The sequence below is a fragment of the Amycolatopsis coloradensis genome (genome assembly GCF_037997115.1).
GTDB classification, from domain to species: Bacteria; Actinomycetota; Actinomycetes; order Mycobacteriales; family Pseudonocardiaceae; genus Amycolatopsis; species Amycolatopsis coloradensis_A.
In genome coordinates this window covers 957,429-976,131 of record NZ_CP150484.1, presented here as the reverse complement: position 1 = coordinate 976,131, position 18,703 = coordinate 957,429, and the positions used below count along the sequence as shown (strand labels likewise).

15 protein-coding genes and 1 pseudogene are annotated in these 18,703 nt (G+C 68.8%); 10 read left to right on the top strand and 6 right to left on the bottom strand.

The genetic code is table 11. The features are described from left to right. Together LCL61_RS04360 and LCL61_RS04355 are read left to right on the top strand one after the other, a co-directional pair. A partial coding sequence (locus LCL61_RS04360) for a LysR substrate-binding domain-containing protein (RefSeq protein WP_340685633.1) occupies window positions 1–796 on the top strand: 796 nt, incomplete at its 5' end. A gap of 39 nt (window positions 797–835) precedes the next feature. Further along, window positions 836–1,831, top strand: coding sequence for a TerC/Alx family metal homeostasis membrane protein (locus tag LCL61_RS04355; RefSeq protein ID WP_340685632.1), 996 nt, complete (start codon window positions 836–838; stop codon window positions 1,829–1,831). Here the strand turns inward: LCL61_RS04355 and LCL61_RS04350 are convergent. Further along, window positions 1,828–2,391, bottom strand: coding sequence for a helix-turn-helix domain-containing protein (locus LCL61_RS04350; protein WP_340685631.1), 564 nt, complete (start codon window positions 2,389–2,391; stop codon window positions 1,828–1,830). The genes LCL61_RS04355 and LCL61_RS04350 overlap by 4 nt on opposite strands. Window positions 2,392–2,472: 81 nt before the next feature. Here LCL61_RS04350 and LCL61_RS04345 point away from each other — a divergent pair, with 81 nt between their 5' ends. Both LCL61_RS04345 and LCL61_RS04340 read left to right on the top strand, forming a co-directional pair. Further along, window positions 2,473–3,525, top strand: a complete 1,053-nt coding sequence (locus LCL61_RS04345) for an NAD(P)/FAD-dependent oxidoreductase (RefSeq protein WP_340685630.1) — start codon at window positions 2,473–2,475, stop codon at window positions 3,523–3,525. A 56-nt stretch (window positions 3,526–3,581) separates the two neighbouring features. After that, entirely contained in the window at window positions 3,582–4,817 is a 1,236-nt protein-coding gene (locus tag LCL61_RS04340; protein ID WP_340685629.1) for an HNH endonuclease signature motif containing protein, read from the top strand. A gap of 1,172 nt (window positions 4,818–5,989) precedes the next feature. On the opposite strand, the pseudogene LCL61_RS04335 reads toward LCL61_RS04340, so the two are convergent. Both LCL61_RS04335 and LCL61_RS04330 read right to left on the bottom strand, forming a co-directional pair. Continuing rightward, window positions 5,990–7,328, bottom strand: a pseudogene (locus tag LCL61_RS04335) (MFS transporter). 64 nt (window positions 7,329–7,392) lie between these two features. Then, window positions 7,393–8,175, bottom strand: coding sequence for an alpha/beta fold hydrolase (locus tag LCL61_RS04330; protein ID WP_340685628.1), 783 nt, complete (start codon window positions 8,173–8,175; stop codon window positions 7,393–7,395). A gap of 63 nt (window positions 8,176–8,238) precedes the next feature. On the opposite strand from LCL61_RS04330, the gene LCL61_RS04325 reads away from it, so the two are divergent. After that, entirely contained in the window at window positions 8,239–8,757 is a 519-nt protein-coding gene (locus LCL61_RS04325; protein ID WP_340685627.1) for a hypothetical protein, read from the top strand. A gap of 93 nt (window positions 8,758–8,850) precedes the next feature. After that, a complete protein-coding gene (locus LCL61_RS04320; protein WP_340685626.1) occupies window positions 8,851–9,804 on the top strand; it encodes a helix-turn-helix transcriptional regulator in 954 nt (317 codons plus the stop codon). Window positions 9,805–9,942: 138 nt separating this feature from the next. Here LCL61_RS04320 and LCL61_RS04315 read toward each other — a convergent pair whose 3' ends face one another. After that, window positions 9,943–10,575 (bottom strand): helix-turn-helix domain-containing protein, encoded by a 633-nt coding sequence (locus LCL61_RS04315; RefSeq protein ID WP_340685625.1) that lies wholly within the window; start codon window positions 10,573–10,575, stop codon window positions 9,943–9,945. Between the two features lie 48 nt (window positions 10,576–10,623). On the opposite strand from LCL61_RS04315, the gene LCL61_RS04310 reads away from it, so the two are divergent. From LCL61_RS04310 to LCL61_RS04300, 3 genes are read left to right on the top strand one after another with little or no spacing between them, the layout of a single operon-like run. Beyond that, window positions 10,624–11,571, top strand: a complete 948-nt coding sequence (locus LCL61_RS04310) for a patatin-like phospholipase family protein (RefSeq protein WP_340685624.1) — start codon at window positions 10,624–10,626, stop codon at window positions 11,569–11,571. After that, the gene (locus LCL61_RS04305) at window positions 11,568–12,416 is read left to right on the top strand and encodes an SDR family oxidoreductase (protein WP_340685623.1); all 849 of its coding nucleotides are present in this window, start codon (window positions 11,568–11,570) and stop codon (window positions 12,414–12,416) included. Before LCL61_RS04310 ends, LCL61_RS04305 begins: the two co-directional genes overlap by 4 nt. Next, window positions 12,413–13,894 (top strand): NAD(P)/FAD-dependent oxidoreductase, encoded by a 1,482-nt coding sequence (locus tag LCL61_RS04300; RefSeq protein ID WP_340685622.1) that lies wholly within the window; start codon window positions 12,413–12,415, stop codon window positions 13,892–13,894. Before LCL61_RS04305 ends, LCL61_RS04300 begins: the two co-directional genes overlap by 4 nt. Window positions 13,895–14,056: 162 nt before the next feature. On the opposite strand, the gene LCL61_RS04295 is transcribed toward LCL61_RS04300, so the two are convergent. Further along, the gene (locus LCL61_RS04295; protein WP_340685621.1) at window positions 14,057–14,809 is read right to left on the bottom strand and encodes a hypothetical protein; all 753 of its coding nucleotides are present in this window, start codon (window positions 14,807–14,809) and stop codon (window positions 14,057–14,059) included. 4 nt (window positions 14,810–14,813) lie between these two features. After that, window positions 14,814–15,404: a papain-like cysteine protease family protein gene (locus LCL61_RS04290; protein WP_340685620.1), complete on the bottom strand. Its 591-nt coding sequence runs from the start codon at window positions 15,402–15,404 to the stop codon at window positions 14,814–14,816. Window positions 15,405–15,789: 385 nt separating this feature from the next. Between LCL61_RS04290 and LCL61_RS04285 the strand changes: the two genes are divergently transcribed. Next, the gene (locus LCL61_RS04285; RefSeq protein ID WP_340685619.1) at window positions 15,790–18,621 is read left to right on the top strand and encodes an ATP-binding protein; all 2,832 of its coding nucleotides are present in this window, start codon (window positions 15,790–15,792) and stop codon (window positions 18,619–18,621) included. Window positions 18,622–18,703: the final 82 nt, after the last annotated feature.

The window sequence follows — 18,703 nt, the reverse complement described above, 5'->3', positions numbered from 1 at the left end:
CGAAGCCGAGTGCGGCCAGCAGCTGCTTCGCCGCCGGGGCAGGCGGGTTTCGCTGACCCCGGCGGGTGAACTGATGGTGGTGCACGCCAACGCCGTCGCCGCCGAACTGGAACGGGCGCGGGCGACGCTGGCCGCGCTCGATTCCGGCGTACAGGGCCTGGTGCGGCTGGCGAGTTTCGCCTCCGCCATCACGATGGTCGTGGCGCCGGCGATCGCCTCGCTGCGTGCCGGGTCGCCCGGGGTCTCCATGCAGGTGCAGGACGTCGAGGGGCACGCGAGCATCCCGCTGCTGCTCGACGGCGAGGTCGATCTGGCGATCACCGAGGAGTACCGGCTCTCGCCACGGACGGATGAAAGCAGGCTCACCCGGTTCCCCCTGTACGTGGAGCCCTTCGACGTCGTGCTGCCCACCGCGCACCGGCTCGCCGAAGCGTCCGAAGTGGACATCGACGAACTCGCCGACGACGAGTGGATCGCGCCGAAACCCGGGAATCCGTGCCGGGACGTGCTGATGATCGTGTGCGCCAACCCGGCGATCCGGCACGTCTCCGACGATTTCCACGCGATCACCACCCTGGTCGCCGCGGGCGAGGGCGTGGCACTGGTGCCGCGCAACGCTTTCGCCGCCGTGCCCGGCGCTGTCGCCGTCCCGTTGCGCGGCGAGCCGCCGCTGCGCCGCGTGTTCGCCGCCGTCCGGCGGGGGAGCGCGGAGCACCCGCTGCTCAAGACCGTGCTCGCCGCACTGCTGGACGCGGCGCCGGGTCATGCGAATGCGGACCGGGGGAGTCGCACTTAGGATCTTGGCACCTGCCGTCCACGGAAAGACAGGGTGCGGATGCTCCAGATCGATGGCCTCACCTGGATCGTCACGATCGGACTGGTGCTCGGGCTCCTGGCACTCGATCTCGTTCTCGCGGCGGTGCGCCCGCACAAGGTCGGCTTCGGCGAGGCGGTGGCCTGGTCGATCGGCTACATCCTGGTCGCGGTGGCGTTCGGTGTCTGGCTGACGCTCGCGCACGGTGGCGACTTCGGGCAGCAGTACTTCGCGGGTTACATCGTCGAGAAGAGCTTGTCCGTCGACAATCTCTTCGTCTTCGTGATCATCATGAGCACCTTCGCGGTACCCGAGGAACATCAGCACAAGGTGCTCACGTTCGGCATCGTCGTCGCGCTGATCATGCGCGCGATCTTCATCGCGCTCGGCGCCACGCTGCTTTCCTTGTTCTCCTTCATGTTCCTGCTGTTCGGGCTGTTGCTGATCTACACCGGCATCCAGCTGTTCCGGCATCGCGACGAGGATCCGGACGTCGAGAACAACGTGGTGGTGCGGTCCGCGCGCCGTCTCCTGCCGTTGTCCACCGAATACGACGGCGGCAAGCTGCTCACCCGCGTGGACGGGAAAAGGGTGGGCACGCCGCTGGTCGTGGTGCTGCTCGCGATCGGCGGGATCGACCTGCTGTTCGCGCTGGACTCGATCCCCGCGGTCTTCGGTGTCACCGACGAGCCGTACCTGGTCTTCGCGGCCAACGCCTTCGCTCTGCTGGGCCTTCGGGCGCTGTACTTCCTGGTGAAGGGCCTGCTCGATCGCCTCGTGTACCTGTCGGCCGGGCTCGCGGTGATCCTCGGGTTCATCGGGATCAAGCTGATCCTGCACTGGGCACACGTCGACATCGACGAGAGCGTTCCGGAGATCTCGACGCCGGTCAGCCTCGCGGTGATCATCGGCATCCTCGTCGTGGTGACGGTGGCGAGCCTGCTCAAGACCCGCAAGGATCCCTCCGCCAAGGCGCATCCGGGCTCGTTGCGCGGCTCCCGCCCCGAAGAGGACTAGCGCCAGCCGCGTTCGAGGAGGTCGAAGATCCTCTCGACGTCCTCCCGCGGATCCGGGCGGCCCCTGGTGAGCGCCGGGATGTCCAGCACGAAACGCGCGAGCGCGCGGCAGGCGATGTCGTCGGGGCCCACGCCGGTCTCTTCGGCGATGGCGGCGCCGAGGGCCGCGGCGTGCCGGGTCCACATACGCTCGCCGTACTCCTGCAGCGCAGGGGTGCCGTTCACCAGCGCGGTGAACTCGGCGTACTGGGGATGCGTCGTGATCGGAAGCCACGTCGCGAGCACGTACTCGCGCAGTCCCTCGACGATGCTCTGGCCCTTTTCGCGCTCCCGGACGGCGGCGACCAAGCGTGCTTCGCGGTCCTGCGACTCGTCGAAGACCAGCGCCTCCTTGCCGGGGAAGTGCTTGAACAGTGTCGTCGTCGAGACGTCGGCCGCCTCGGCGATGTCGCGGATGCTCACCTGGTCGTAGCCCCGCTCCAGGAACAACTTCAGCGCGGCGTCCGCCAGCGCTTGGCGGGTGGCCGCCTTCTTGCGTTCACGCCGTCCCGGTGTCTCCATGAGCGCACCTTACCGCATGAGTTGTCACGGTCACTAAGTTGACTCATTGCACTTTTTAACTCGTTCTGCTTTTCTGGGGTCATGACGATCAGCATCATCGGAGCGGGCCCTGGTGGGTTGACCTGCGCCCGCATCCTGCAGAAACACGGCGTCCCCGTGACGGTCTACGACCGCGATCCGCATCCCCGGGTCCGCAACCAGGGCGGCACCCTCGACCTCCACGCGGACGCCGGGCAGCTGGCCCTGCGTGAAGCCGGCCTTCTCGACGAGTTCTTCACCCTCGCCCGCCCGGAAGGGCAGGAGATGCGCAAACTGGATCCCGCCGGACGTCTCCTGGTGTGCCATGTTTCTGCCGAAGGGGAGATGTTCAAACCGGAGATCGACCGAGGTCAGCTGCGCGGACTCCTGCTCGACTCGCTGGAGCCGGGCACCGTCCACTGGGGACGGACCCTGGATCGGGTCGAGGCTCCCGGGCGCTTGCTGTTCACGGACGGAACGACGATCGAGACGGATCTGGTCATCGGTGCCGACGGCGCGTGGTCACGGGTCCGCCCGGCGGTTTCGGCCGCCGTGCCCGAATACGCCGGGATCACCTTCCTGGAGGCGTGGTTCGACGACGTCGAGAACGCGCACCCCGAACTCGCCGAACTCGTCGGCAAGGGCAGCGCGATGGCGGCCGACGGCGAGCGGTGCCTTTTCGCGCAGCGCAACAGCGGGGACCACATCCGGGTCTACATCATCCAGCGGCTGCCCGCGGACTGGATCGAGTCGACCTCGGATGTCCGCGGCCGGCTGCTCGAGGCGTTTTCCGGCTGGTCGCCGTCGATGCTGAGGATGATCACCGACAACGACGGGCCGTACGTCGACCGCCCGTTGTACGTCCTGCCCGTCCCGCACACGTGGGAACACACGTCATGGGTGACCTTGCTCGGCGATGCCGCCCATCTGATGCCGCCGCTCGGTGTCGGCGTCAATCTGGCCATGGTCGACGCTTGTGAACTCGCCCTCGCGCTGGCTGGTTCTGCTTCTGTCGGCGAGGGTGTTGCTCTTTACGAGAAGACCATGTTGCCGCGATCGGAGGAAGTCGCGCGGCAGTTGGAGAACGGTGCTCAGGGGTTGCTTGATGTCGATTAATGTTGGTGTGTAAGGGAAAGGTTCGTTTTGTCGGTGACCCGTTGTAGCTTCGGTGCGTGGACACACGCAACGCCACCGTGGCGCTACTCAAGGAAATCACCTCAGCCGATGTGCTTCGGGAGGTCAATGCTTCACTGGATTCGTTGGAGGACAACGATGCCGTCGACGCGGCCGTAGCGGCGTCGGAAGGGATCGCACGCCTGGAGGCGGTCCGGTTCCGCGCACTCGCACACCTGAACCGTCACCGCGACGGCGCGTCGAGTGTGGTACAGGAGGTCGCGCTCGCCCTGTCCGTTGTGGACGGTCACGCCGCCGGACTGGTGTCGACGGCGGCAGCGTTGACCACCCGGCTGCCGCGCACCCTGGGGCTGCTGGATCGTGGGCAGGTGGGTGGTTATGGGGCGATGAAGGTCGCCACTGCCACCGCCTGGTTGTCCGACGAGGACGCCCGCGCGGTGGACGAGGTCCTGGAGGATCGGTTGCCGGGGCGGAATTCCGATCAGATCCGGAAAGCGGCCAATCACGCGGCGATGATGGCCGACCGCGACGGCGCCGGCCGCCGCGTAGAACGACATCGCGCCGGGCGTCGCTTGTCGATCCGGCAGGGCGAGACCGGCGTCGCCTCAATCGAAGTCGAAGACGGCCCGGTGGAGAAAGTGGCCGCTGCCTATACGCGGATCGACCGCGAGGCACGGGCATTGAAGACTGGTGGGGAGGCCCGCACTTTGGATCAGCTGCGCGCCGACGTCGCCCTCGACCTCCTGCTCGGCGGCCAGGGCGGGAAGGGTGAACGGGCTGAGGTGTTCCTCTACATGGACTTGAATACCTATCTCGGCGTGAATGACGATCCCGCGGAGCTGGCCGGGCACGGGCACATCCCCGCCTCGCTGGCCCGGCACATCGCTTCTGGGCCGGACACGGTGTTGCGGCGGATCGTCACCGACCCGCTCTCCGGACAGGTCCTGGATTTGGGCCGTGATCGGTATCGGCCTACGGCGGGGTTGGGTGAGTTCGTGAGGGTGCGGGACCGGGAATGCCGAAGACCCGGCTGCCACCGGGTCGCTCAGGCCTGCGATCTCGACCACTCGGTGCCCTGGCAACACGGCGGCCATACCGCCGACACCGAACTGATCGACCTCTGCCGCCGCGACCACCGCCTGAAAGACGAACCCGGCTGGGTCTACCGGCTCGCCTCTGACGGCACACTGACGATCACCACGCCTACCGGGCAGAGCTACGACAGCACACCACCGCCACTGCACGAACCTCGCACCGAGGAACCGCCGTTCTGAGTCCGTCGCCGAAAATCGACCACGGAACCAAGGACGGTGCATCACGCGGTGGTGTCTGGCAGCTTGGGGCCATGGCCGCGATACAGCTAAGCGCCCGGCCGTCGCCGGAAAACGACCATGCGTCCCAGGGCTGGGTTCGTTGCCGGATTTCGGCTACGGAACCAAGGATAGTGCGCCACGTACCGGCGTCTCGGCGCTTGGGGCCGCGCCCGTGATGCCGTAACTGGCCGTCGGGTGTGAAGGTGTTCCGACCGTCACGTCGTGAGCCCGGGCAGTCGTGGCGGTGGAACCGCCGCCGTGTTGAGGTCGTCGCCGGGCAATGACCACGGTGCCAGTTGGCGTCATTGCCGGAATCCGGCTACGGGGCCAAAGATGGTGCCTTGCAGTGGTGTCTGGCGGCGGTGGCCGCGATGCCGCACCTCGCACCAAGTGTGGCAGTGTCCCAATGGCCACTGTGCGAACCCGTCCAACCGCGGCGGAGGAACCGCTACCGTGCTGAGGTTGTCGTCGAAAACCGGCCACAGTGCCAGGTTTGGGTTTGTCGCCGAAAATCGACCATGCTGCCAGGGCTGGGTCCGTTGCCGGATCGGCTACGGAACCAAGGATAGTCCACCACGTACCGGCGTCTCGCCGCTTGGGGCCGCGCCCGCGATGCCGAACCTGGCCGCCAAGTGTGGAGGTGCCCCGCCCCCCGCACGAACCCGGCATTCATGGCCGCGGGACCCCCCAGCGTTCTGAGGTTGTCGCCGGAAAATGGCCACGGTGTCAGGTGTCGTTTTGTTGCCGAAAAATGGCCACGGAGCCAAGGACGGTGTACCTCTCCGTCGTGTCTCGTGCGCGATACGGCTAACGCCTGCCGAGTATGAAGGCTCCGTCACCGCATCGCCCATTCCCGAAATGCGACGACGGCTGAGCGCGCGGGCAGGGGCTCCGCACGGATAGCTGCTACGACGATCGTCGCCGTGGTGCCCACGATGAAGCGGCCATCAGCTGGGGAGTCGCTGCGACCGTTGCCGGAATTCGGCCACGGCAAGATCGCAGGAGGCGAGACACTCCGAACCACGACAGTCGCCGCGGTGCTCACCACACCGCGACGCAAGGTACAAGGAACGGTGCCAGCGGAGGATGGCTACGGCTCGACACCAACGAGAAACCACACAACACCAAACCTCTTACCACACAACAGCATCCCGAGCAGGCTCCACACCGACCTCCAGAGCAGAGTCACGCGAGGGTTCCCGCACCACCAGAGTCGCCACGAAGGTCAGTGCGATGCACCCGGTGACCCACCAGAAGAACACGCTCTCGTGTCCGGCCTGCTTCAAGGCCAGCGCGATCGGTTCCGAGAGTCCGCCGAAGACCGCGGTCGCCAGGGCGTGCGGCAGTCCGGCTCCCAGCGCGCGGACGTTGGTGGGGAACATCTCCGCCTTGATGATGGCCGACAGGGCGGTGTAGCCACTGAGGAAGACCATGGCGGTGATCATGAGCAGGAAGGCGACCCACGGATTCCCGTCCTGCCCACGGGCGTCATGATCGGTACGGTCAGCAGCCTCCCTCCGACTGAGAAGCCGAACATGACCGGGCGGCGGCCCCAGCGGTCGGAAAGGGCGCCGGCGACGGGCTGCATGAAGATGAACAGGAACAGTGCCGCGAAACCGATGAGTGAGGCGGTCGGCTGGGGGATCCCCGCCGTGTTCACCATGTACTTCTGCAGGTAGCTGGTGAAGGTGTAGAACGCCACCGTGCCGCCGATGGCGAGGCCGAGAACCTGGCGACGGTGTTCACGGAGCAGGACCCGCAGGCCGCCGTGGGGCGCCGAACCGGCGGCCGAAGAGCGCTGGAAGTGCTCCGATTCCACCATGCTGCGGCGGAGGTGCATCACCACGAGCCCGGCGATCGCGCCGAGCACGAACGGCACCCGCCGGCCCCACGCGTACATCTGTGCTTCGGTGAGCAGCGACTGCATCACGATCATCACCAGCAGGGCCGAAAGCTGGCCGACGGTGATCGAGACGTACTGGAAGCTCGAGTGGAACCCGCGTCGCCGCGGAGTGGCGATCTCGGACAGGTAGGTCGCGCTCGAACCGAACTCGCCTCCGACCGAGAGACCTTGCGCGAGCCTGGCGACCACGAGGATCACGGGCGCGAGGATGCCGATCTCGCATAGCCGGGAGTGAGAGCGATGGCCAGCGAGCCGAAGCTCATCAGCGTCACGGACAGGGTCAGCGCGGCGCGGCGGCCGGATTCGTCCGCGTAGAGGCCAAGGAGCCAGCCACCGAGCGAGCGCATCAGGAAGCCGACGGCGAACACGACGGCGGTCGAAAGCAACTGGGCCGTCAGGTTTCCCTGGGGGAAGAAGCTGGCCGCGAAGTAGATGCTGAACGAGGCGTAGACGAACCAGTCGTACCACTCGACCAGGTTGCCGAGGCAGCCGCGGACCACGTTCGCGACGACGCCGGGTTTCTTGTGCGGCAAGGGAAGCTCCTTCGCTCCGGGAGCGCCGACCATCATGAGCTGTGATCCCTGCGGTTGAGAAGTAGAAATCCGCGATGGGCGCCTACCCGGTCGGCATGGTCTACCCGAGGAAATCGCTCACCAGGTCGCTCGATTCGGGACGGCACTCGTCGAAATAGGCATGGCGCGCCCCGGCGAAGAGATGCATCCGCGCGTCGGGGATCCGCTCCGTCAACAGCGGCGCGTTCGCCACGGGTGCGAGCAGATCATCGTCACCGTGCAGGACCAGCGTGGGCGCGGTGATCTCGGGAAGCACATCCCAGGCGTCGTGCGTGTTGCTCGCGACCAGATGTCCGCGCACGGCGTGCGGCGGCATGCCGTGCGCGCCCAGCACCCGGTACGGACCGGGATTGGCCGCTCGCCATGCGGGTGTGTACATCAGGTTCTCCAGCGTCTCCCGTGCTTCCACGGAAGACCGCCGGGCCAAGGCCAATCGCACGTCGTTCGACCGCTCGACACCGTGCGTGCCACCGGGCGAGGTGCAGCCGAGCACGAGCCGCCGTACCCGATCGGGATACCGCGCGGCGACCCACTGGGCGACGCGGCCACCCATCGAGGTGCCGTAGACATCGGCTTCACCGACTCCGAGTTCGTCGAGGACCGCGATCACGTCGTCCGCGAAACCCGGTGTGGAGTAAGCGGAATCGGGTGCGTCGCTGCCACCTGTACCGCGGTAGTCCATGGTGATCGTGCTCGGGAAGTCTTCGCGCGTGCGATCCCACCACGTGTGGTCGTTCGCCTGCCCGGCCAGCAGCACGAGCGGCCTGCCCGTGCCGTGCCACTGATAGGCCAGCCGGGTGCCGTCGGCGGCGACGGCGTGGCCGGTGCGGGGGAGCGTGCTCATTCTTCTCCTGTTCGGTCTTCCCAGAGCCGTGCGGGAGGGCCAAGCGCCCTCCCGCACGGTCCGGTGGATCTGCCGGACCAGCGCCCGCGCGACGGCGTCGACGGCGGGTGTGACGCGCCCCGTCCCGGGCGTACCGAGGACGACGGTGCGCCAGACCTCCGGTTCGCACACCGGAGCCGCTCTCAGGGTTCCGTCCGCGACATCCGCCGCGATTTCCTCGCCGGGCGGTTGCCGGGTGTCCCGATCCTCCCGCTGATGGAAACGGTGGCCGCGGGGAGGCCGGCTCCGATCGACGGTGTCACCACGGCACTCGACGACGAGGCCGCGCTCGCCGCGGATATCGACCACGCCAAAACCCTCGGGTACACCGGGAAGCTCTGCGTGCATCCACGCCAGGTCGCCGCCGCGAATCGTGGGCTGGCCCCGTCGGACAGCGAAAACGAGTGGGCGCGGGACGTGCTCGCGCACGCCGGGGACGGCTCGGTGGCCGTGGCGGGCGGCCAGATGGTCGACAAGCCGGTCGAAGCACGGGCCAGGGCCATCCTCGATCGCGCGGATGGTCCGTTCCGACCAGCCGGATGACGCCGATGTGCACCTGGTAGTGCCCGCCGGGTGGCGGTAACGTTCCGGCGGCGGACTTTTCGTTATAAGCGAACGGAAAGAAGACGTGATCCCATGTACGAACCGGTACTGACGGAGTTCGCGACCACCGATCCGGAGCAGGCGTGTGCCCTGATCGCCGAGGCCTACCGCGACAACCGGTTGCGGGTCCGGGGCAGCGTCGAAAACTACCGATTCGAGCACAACCGGTGTGATGTGGGGGACGTGCAGATCGACCTCCTGCACAACACGCTGACCACCGAGATCGTCATCCAGCCGCTGGGCAAAGTGGTGCTCCTGCGTGTGCTGGGCGGTGAAGTGCAGGTAGAGGACAGTTTCGGCGACCGAAGGCTGGCCGCCGGCGACGTATTCGTCGCCTCGCACCCCGGCAGCGGTTACCGGACGGGAATGCACGGCTCGCGGTTGCAGATAACCAGTATCGACCTGTCGCTGTTCGCCGGGATCGATCCAGCGCAGGACGGCGCGGCGATCGAGCGGTTGCGCTACGAGCCGGTGAGCCTGGAGAAGGCGCAGCGATGGCGCCGGACTGTCGAGTACATGACCGGGCTGTTCTCCGAACCGGACGTGGAGAACGGCCCGCTGGTGCTCGGCGCGGCGGGCAGGCTGATGGCCGCCATGGCACTGGACACCTTCACCGCGGGCACGGGCGACGGTCGTCCTTGTGACCGCAGGGACGCCGTCCCGGACACCGTACGCCGCGGGATCGCCTTCCTGGAGGCGAATCCGGATCTCGACCTCGGCGTCGCCGACATCGCGCGCGCCTGCCGGGTCTCGGTGCGTGCCCTGCAATTGGCGTTCCGGCGACATCTGGACACCACCCCCATGGCCTATCTGCGCCGGGTCCGGCTGGACCGGGCCAGAGCCGAACTCCGCGACGCCGAGCCCGGCGGGGGCACGACGGTGACCGGTGTCGCGGCGAAATGGGGTTTCCTGGGCGGCAGCCGGTTCAGCGCGCAGTACCGTGCGGCCTTCGGCGAGTCGCCCAGTGACACTTTGCGTAAGCGGTGAAGTTCGTTTCCGTCGGTGCGGTTCTGCGTTTTCGCCGGTAGACCGCGGCCGCCGGGGCCGGTTCAATGGAGTCCGGCCCACCGGCAGTGCCCAGCCCCCGCCTACTGGTGCGCCAAACCGGGCCGGCCGGCCGGTTTCCTAGCGAGGTGCGGCGATCCCGTCGTACATGACCCGGCGGACCGCGCGGCTCATCGCGGCCTGCCGCTCCGGTGACGGGTCCCGCAGCTCGGACAGGATCGACGCGAGGATCATGCCGTTGATCGCGCGGGCGGTGGAGTCGACGTCCAGGTCCTCGTGCAGATAGCCGAGGCGGACGCCGTGATGCAGGTAGCCGGCGGTCAGCTCGGCGGCGGTCTCGTAGAAGTCCAGCACCCGTTCCCGCATCTCGGCGTCGATACCCGCCGCTTCGAGCAGGAGGAACCGGGCCATCCGCGGGTCGCTGCCGAAGATCCGGGCGAGTGCGTCGCCGATCCGCGCGCTCTGCCTGCGGTACTCGGCGAGACTGTTGACCGCGTCCGGCGCGTTGTCCGCGGCCAGCGCGCCGACCACCTTCTCGACCAGGTCCGTGATGACGTGGTCGACGATGTCCCGTTTGTTCTGGAAGTACCGGTAGAAGGTGCCGTGCCCGATGCCCAGCCGGGCGGCGATGTCGGCGATCCCCGTCGCGTGGTAGCCCCGTTCGGCGAAGCAGTCGAACGCGGTCTCCACGATCTCGCGCCGTAGTTCCTGCTTCTTCCGTGCGGCCCTGCTGACCGGGATCTCCGTCGTCATTCCGCCAGCTTATTGCCTCCGGCGTTCAATTGACATACCGTTCCGGAAATGACACGTCATTCCGCTAGAGCGCTGGTGCTCGGCTGCGGCGGAACCTTGGGGTTCGCCTGGACGGCCGCGGTCCTTGACGCGCTGCACGCCAAGGCCGGCTGGGACCCGCGGGAGGCGGACGTCCTGGTCGGCACGTCGGCGGGGGCCGAAGCGGTGGCCATGCTCGGGGCGGGCATCCCGGCGAAGGCGATCCTCGACGCGGTGGCCGGCGCGCCCGGTGGCGACGCCGTCGTCGCCGCGCACGTCCGGCGGGTGCCGGACAGGCTTCCCCCGGTGCCGTCTCCGCGCTGGCCCGCGACCGGCCTGGTCCGGGCCGCGTTGCGGCGGGACGTCGACACGCTCGCCGGTCTCGCGGGTCTTCTGCCTCGGGGAAGGGGCGACGCGAGCTGGCTTCGCGAACTCGGGGACGCGCTGGCGCCCGGCGGCTGGGTCCCGCATCCCGCGACCTGGCTGATGGCCGCGGACCTGACGGGGAAGCGAATCGCGCTCGGCTCCCCGGACGCACCGTCCGCTCGCCTCGGCGAGGCGATCGCCGCGTCGTGGGCGATCCCCGGCTGGTTCCCCCCGTCCGTTGTGGACGGACGGCCGCTGGTCGACGGGGGCACGGTCTCCCCGACCTCGGCCGATCTCCTGCTCGGTCACGACGTCGGCGAAGTCGTGCTCATCGCGCCGATGAGCAGCGAGGGCGAAGCGCCGGCACGCGGTGCGGCCCGGCTGGAACGGCTGCTGCGGACGGCGATGACCAGGAGGGTCGACGACGAGGCGCGGCGGTTGCGCGCGGCCGGCGTCCGGGTGGTCCGGATCGAGCCGGGGCCTGCCGATCTCGCCGCCATGGGCGCGAACTTCATGGACGGACGGCGGCGGGAGCACGTGCTCACCACGGCATCGAGGACGGCGCCCGGCCTGGTCGCCGAAGCCTTCGAACGAGAAGGAGTACGCGCATGACCAAGTACCCGGACCTCGATCTTGACGGGGCACATGTGGCGATCACCGGTGCGGGGCAGGGCATCGGCCGCGCGACCGCGGAACGCATGGCCGCGCTCGGCGCGCGCGTCTCCATCGGCGACCTCGACCTCGAAGCCGCGAAACGGACCGCCGCCGACATCGGCGGCACCGCCCATCACCTGGACGTCGCCGATCCGGCGTCGTTCGCCGCGTTCCTCGGCGAGGCCGAACAGGCGAACGGACCGCTCGCGGTGCTCGTCAACAACGCCGGGATCATGCCGAACGGTGGCTTCCTCGACCTCTCCGACGCACTGCACCGGGCGACCATGGAGGTCAACGTCTTCGGCGTCGTCCACGGTATGCGGCTGGCCCTGCCCGGCATGCTGGAACGCGGCCGCGGCCACATCGTCAACGTCGCGTCGCTGGCCGGGAAGTTCCCCGTCAAAGGGCTGGCGATCTACAACGCCAGCAAGTTCGCCGTCGTCGGGCTGACCGCGGCGACCCGGCTGGAGTACGCGCCGCACGGCGTGAGCGTCTCCGCCGTGCTGCCGTCGGCGGTCGACACCGCGCTCGCCTCCGGGCTCGACATGCGGCCGATCCCCAAGGTGAAACCGGGCCGGATCGCCGACGCCGTCGTGGCTTCCGTCCGCACGCGCGCGGCGGAGATCGCCGTGCCCGGCTACGTCGGCGCGCTCGCGACCCTCGCGGCCGTGACACCCGAACCGGCGCTCAACGCGTTCCGCCGGCTGATGCGGGACGACCGGGCACTGCGCCCCGATTCACCGGAGCGGGACGGCTACCGCGCCCGCCTGGACCAGGACACCCACCGGGAGGAAAACGCATGAACGCGCAGTACGACGCCGTCGTCGTCGGTGCCGGTTTCGGCGGGATGGGCGCGGCGATCCAGCTCAACCGTCTCGGCTACGACAACCTGCTCATCCTCGAACGCGAGTCCGACCTCGGCGGCACCTGGCATGTGAACCGCTATCCCGGGCTGGCCGTCGACATCCCGTCGGCCACCTACTCGTATTCGTTCGAGCCGAATCCGCACTGGTCGCGTCTCTTCGCGCCGGGCGCGGAACTCAAGCGGTACGCGGAGCACGTCGCGGACAAATACCGGCTGAGGCGCTACATGCGTTTCGGTTCGGTGGTCACCGGCGCGGTCTGGGACGAGGCGAACGCGCACTGGACGGTCTCGCTCGCCGAGGGCGGGCCGGTCACCGCCAAGTATCTCCTCACCGCGACGGGTTTCCTTTCCCAGCCGAAGAAACCCGACATCGCCGGGATCGACACGTTCGGCGGCAAGGTCATCCACACCACCGCCTGGGACGACGAGTACGACCTCGCGGGCAAGCGGGTCGCGGTGATCGGCACCGGCGCGACCGCGGTCCAGCTGATCCCCGAGATCGCGAAGATCGCGCGCGAGCTCACCGTGTACCAGCGGACGCCGATCTGGGTGAGCCCCAAACTGGACTTCCCGGTGCCCAAGGCGGTCCGGCGCGCGTTCGCCGCGGTCCCGTTCACCCAGCGGGCCGCCCGGCTGACCGGGACCGCGCTGCTGGAGTTGATGATGGTGTCCGGTGTCCTGCACTACAGGCAACTGCCGATGGCGAACCGGCTCGGCAAGCTGTGGTGCCAGGCGCATCTGCGCCGTCAGGTGCGGGATCCGCGGCTGCGCGCGGAACTGACGCCGCGCTATTCGTTCGGCTGCAAGCGCCCGACGTTCTCCAACGAGTACTACCCGGCCTTCACCAAGGACCACGTGCACCTGGAGACGACGTCGATCGCGAAGATCGACGAAACCGGGATCGAGACCGCCGACGGAGGACGGCGGGAGATCGACGTCCTGGTGCTGGCGACCGGATTCGACCTGTGGGAGGCGAACTTCCCGGCGATCGAGATCATCGGGCGCGACGGCCGGAACCTCGGGAAATGGTGGCGGAAGAACCGTTTCCAGGCCTACGAGGGGGTGGCGATCCCCAAGTTCCCCAACTTCATCTCGCTCAACAGCCCGTATTCCTACTCGGGACTGTCCTATTTCACCACCATCGAGACACAGATGCGGCATATGGACCGGCTCTTCGGCGCCATGCGGCGGCGCGGCGCGACCGAGTTCGAGGTCACGCGGGAGGCCAACGACGCGTTCCTCGACCGGATGACCGAACGCCTCGGCGACTCGATCTTCACCCTCGGCAATTGCGCCCCGGCGAACAGCTACTACTTCAACCCGCACGGGGAGGCGACCCTGCTCCGCCCGTCCTCCACGTTGAACGCCATCAAGGAGGCCGGGAGCTTCCCGCTTGAGGACTACACCTTCGCCTAGCGGCGGGCTGAAAGCGTCCTTCACCGCACCACATGAGGTGAAAGCGTCCTTCACCGCACCACATGAGGTGAAAGCGTCCTTCACCGCGCCACATGAGGTGAAAGCGTCCTTCAGTCCCCGCGGAGGTGCCGGGACCCCGCGCGGTCCCGGCACCCTTGGCGCTTACTGCTTGCGGAGCCGCAGAGTGACGGCCGCGCCCGCGGCGGCGAGGAAGACCGCGCCGAGCGCGTACGGCCACCACGGCACCTCGGTGCCGCCCGCGGGGGCGGCACCGTAACCGCCGGCGGCACCGGTGCGGTCGTAGGTCGAGCCGGGCAGCTTGTCGCCGTAGCGGCTCTGCAGGGCCTCTCGGTAGGCGGCGAGCGTCATCGTCTCGCCGGTCTTCGCCACCGACGAGCCGTCGAGGACGGTCACGGTGTCCCCGTCGACGGCGTACCAGGCGCCCGCCTGAGGTTCGCTCAGGAGGTAGCCCTTGCCGGCCCGCGCCGCGAGGCGCTTTTCGACGTCACCCGAGGCGATGTTGTAGACCGACCACCCCGAGCCCTCGCGCTGCGACCACACGGTCGCGGCGTCGCCGTTGCCCAGCGTGGCGGGTGTGGCGACGTAGGCGAGTTCGGCCGGGACGGAGGAAGTACCGGCGATGAAGGCAGCGGTCGGCTGGTAGACCGCGACCGGTGTCCGCGGATCCGCCTTGGCGGTCCTGGCGGCGACGGCCGTGTCCACCTTGGCGGCGCCGGGGAACTGCGCGTTGGCGAGCCGTTGGGTGGTCGCGTCGCTGGTGACCACTGTGGACACCGCGGCGAGGTCGGCGGCGGTGGGCGCGCCGCTGGGGGCGTCGGCGGCGGAGGCGTGGCCGCCGAGCGCCAGTGACAGTCCGAGGGCGAGGATCGTGGCGCCGAGGAAGGTTCGCTTCATGGTTTCAGTCCTTGATCCCGTAGACGGTGTGGGTCCAGGTGAACGAGTTGTTGGACCGGTAGGCGTTGTAGCTCATCTGGTTGTAGCGGGGGCTCGAGCCCCACGGGTCGCCGTAGTACACCGTCGTCGCGCCGTTGGTGTTGTCGTAGCCGTAGAGCACGTGCATATGCCCGCCGCCGTTGCGCCAGCCGATCCGGGTGCCGATCGGCTGCCGCGCGTCGACCTGGCTCTTGATGGAGGCGAAGCTCAGCGTCTGGCCGGACGAACTGTAGGTGCCGACGTTGCTGAAGCCCAGCCAGCGGAACACCCGCTGCTGATCGCTCAGGTAGCCCTGGTTGTTCGCGCAGTCCGTTCCGGACTCGTTGTGCGCGATCTGGCAGAACTTCGTCTGGGTGAGGGAATGCCCCCACCACGCGGCGATCGTGTTGCCACTGGCGTCCCAGCACCAGTTGCTCTTCTCCTGTGCCTGCATCCTGATCGGGATCGTGGTGGCCGCCGTGACGGCGGGCGCCGCGGCGGCGGGCGCCTGCAAGGCGACCAACGCGGCGACACCGGCGAAGGCGGTGGCCAGCCCGCGCCTGAATGAGGTTTTCACCGTCGGAACACTCCTAACTGGATGGTCGAACGCGAAGCAAGCGCGGGTGGCTACCCGTAAGGGCCAGGTGGGAACTTCGGCTACCCGACTGGGTGGCCGTCCGGCGCGAGCAGGGGGTGTGCGCTGTGGCGAGGTGACAGAGGGGCACTGCGAATAGTCTGAGATTCACCCTCTGGTGGCCTCGTGGCAAGGTTCGCGGCAATACCTAAGGGTCCGTATTGCCGACGCGGGTGCCTGTGTCACCGCAGGTCGGCGTCGCCCGTTCGAGTTAACGGTGCGGAGACGTCGTGACTCCCGTGGTGTGGACCAGCGGAAAGCGTGCGGACCCCGGTCACTGTTCGTGTTCCCGCCTTTCGGCGGGTGTCCGATCGGTATGGTCCCGAGCATGCCGACGATCGGTGCGGCACCGGTGTTCGTGGCCCGCGACACCGAACTGGCCGAACTGGTGCGCGTCGCCTCGCGCCCGCCGTCGGTCGCCGTCGTCGAGGGCGAACCGGGTGTGGGCCGGAGCCGTCTGCTCGAAGAACTGGCCGCCCATCCCGGGATCGCGTCGCGTGTGGTCTGGTCCGCTCGGTGCGGCTCCTTCGCACGGCCGGGCAGGCTGGCGCCGTTGGTCGACGCGCTGCTCGGGAAGAGCGACGTCGCCGCCGCCCACGCGGCCGGTTTCTCGCCGGTGACGGGTGTCCTGCGACGGCTGATCCCCGAATGGTCCCCGTGGTTGCCGCCGTTCCCGGAGAACGCGGACGCCGAGACCGTCCGGCAGCAGGAGTTCCGCGCCGTGCGCGAAGTACTGACCGGCTGCGGTCCCGCGGTACTGGTGCTCGACGACGTCCACTCCGCCGACGACGACACATGGGAGCTCCTGCGCGCGCTCGCGGGCTCCCCGGCGCCGCCGCTGAGTGTGGTGGTGAGCGTGGCTGCGTGCGGCCCGCGGCGATTCCCGCCGCTGGGCGGGACCACCGCGCAGTTCTCGCTCGCCGCGTTCACCGACGTCCAGGTGCGGACGCTGCTGGACGCGTCCTTCGGCCGCTGCGCACCGGATTTCGCCGAAGCCGCGCACCGGCGCACGTCCGGGATCGCCGTCGACCTGACGGCTTTGGTCCAGAGTGTCGGCGACACCGCCGAGTCGCTTACGACGGACAGACTGGCGTCGGCGACCGTGCCGCCGATCGTGCGAAGCCGGGTTTCCGGCCTGATGGCGGCGATCGGCCCTGGCGCACAAGACGTCGTCCGCGCGGCCGCGGTGCTGGGATCGCCCGCCGGGGAACCGGATCTGGGCGCGGTCGCGGCACCGTCGCCCGGGGAGATCTCGGGCGCGATCACCGAAGCGGTGGAGGCGGGACTGCTGCGGGATCTCGGCCGCGGCCGTTATGTCTCGGGAAGCCCGCTGATCGCCGAAGCGGTCTACGCGCTGCTTCCCGGACCTCGGCGGTGCGCGATGCATGGACGGGCCGCCGCCCGGCTCGCCGCGAGCGCCGACCCCTTCGCGTCCCTCATCGCCCGTCACGCGCGGCTGGCAGGCGACATCGCCGCGTGGACACAGTGGACCGGCGTGGCGGTCGACAACGCCATCGAAGACGGCCGGACGGAGGAAGCGAGCCGTCTGCTCGAAGCGGCCTTGCGGGACACGGAGCTCCCTCGGACCGCGCGCGAGTCGTTCGCCGTCCGGCTCGGCAGGGAACTGCCGCGCAGTATCGCGCACGCCGGTACGGTCCGGCTGCTGCGGGAGATCCTGCGCGAATGGCCGCTGAGCAAGGCCGCGCGGGGCGAGATCCGGGTCCATCTCGGACAGGTGCTGATCAATCAGGTGGGCAAGGTCGAAGCGGGCAGGCTCGAGATCGAACTCGGCGCGGCCGACCTCGGCAGACGGCAGGCGCTGCTCGCCAGGGGATTGGTCACCCTGGCGCTCCCGCATATCGGCACCGTCCCGGTGGAGGAGAACTTCCGCTGGCTCGACGAGGCCGAACAGGTGAGCAAGGGAGAACACGACGCCGGGCTGCTCGCCGCGATCGCCGCGAACCGGCTTTCGGCGCGGATGCAGATCGCCGATCCGGAGGCCTGGGACGAGGTCGCCGACCTGCCGCGGGCCCCGGAGTCGGCCGAGGTCTGCCGCCAGGTGGCCCGCACCTACATCAACCTGGCCGACGCGGTGGCGTGGAACGGGCACTACCCGGTGGCGCGGGCCTATCTCACGACGGCGCGGCGACTGATCCGTGACGACCACCAGCCGTATCTCGACGCGCTGGCCGACGGCACGGAACTACGGCTGGACCTCGCGATGGGGGAGTGGGCGAGCGTCGCGGAGAAGGCGCGGGCGATGCTGACGCGGGTAGACAAGGACGGTTCGCTGGCGGCCGAGCCGCTGTTGGTGCTCGGCTGGTACGAGTACGGGCAGCACCGGCCGACGGCGGCACTGCGCAGTTTCGACGCGGCGTTCGCGCTGTCCGCGGGTAGCGTCCCGGTGCAGGCTTCGGCGTACGCGGGCCGCGTCGCGGTCCATCAGGCGGGCAAGGACCTGCAGGCGGCAAGGCGCCTCGCCGAGTTCGGCCTGGAAACCGTACGCCGCAAGAACAATTGGGTCTGGGCGGCCGAACTGATGCCGTTCGCCGTGCGCACCATGCTCGGGCTGGGACAGCACGTCGAGGCGCGGGAACTCCTCGCGGAGTACCGGCAGGGTATCGACGGCAAGGACGCACCGGTCGCGAACGCGTCGGCGCTGCTGTGCCGGGGCATGCTCACCCAGGCGCGTGGCGAGACGCTCGCCGCCGGTGATCTGCTGCTCGGTGCGGCGCAGGCCTACAGTGCGCTGCCTCTCCCGTATTTCGCCGCCTACGCCGACGAACTCGCGGCCGGATGTTTCTCCGAAGCCGGGGAGCGGGCGCGTGCCGTCGCGTCCTTCACCACCGCGGAGACGACGTACGCGAGCCTCGGCGCCGCCGTGGACGCGCTCCGCTGTCGTCGTTCGCTCCGGCGGTGTGATCCGGAGATGCCGCGGCGCGGCCGCAAGGGCTACGGCGAAGCGTTGTCGCCGAGGGAACTCGAAGTCGCCCGGCTCGCCGCCCAGAACCTCACGAACCGGGAGATCGGCGAGCGGCTGTTCCTGTCGCCGAGGACGGTCGAGATCCACGTCGGACGGGCACTCCGGAAATTGGGCCTGCCTTCGCGCACCGTCTTGACCGAGGACCTGCTCGGCGACGGTTCTCCAACCATTCCTTAAGGGTCCGTATTCCGCTATTCGCTGGGTACGCCGGGAGAAACCGCAGGTGAGAGGCGGTTTCTTTAAATAGTGGGCCATCCGC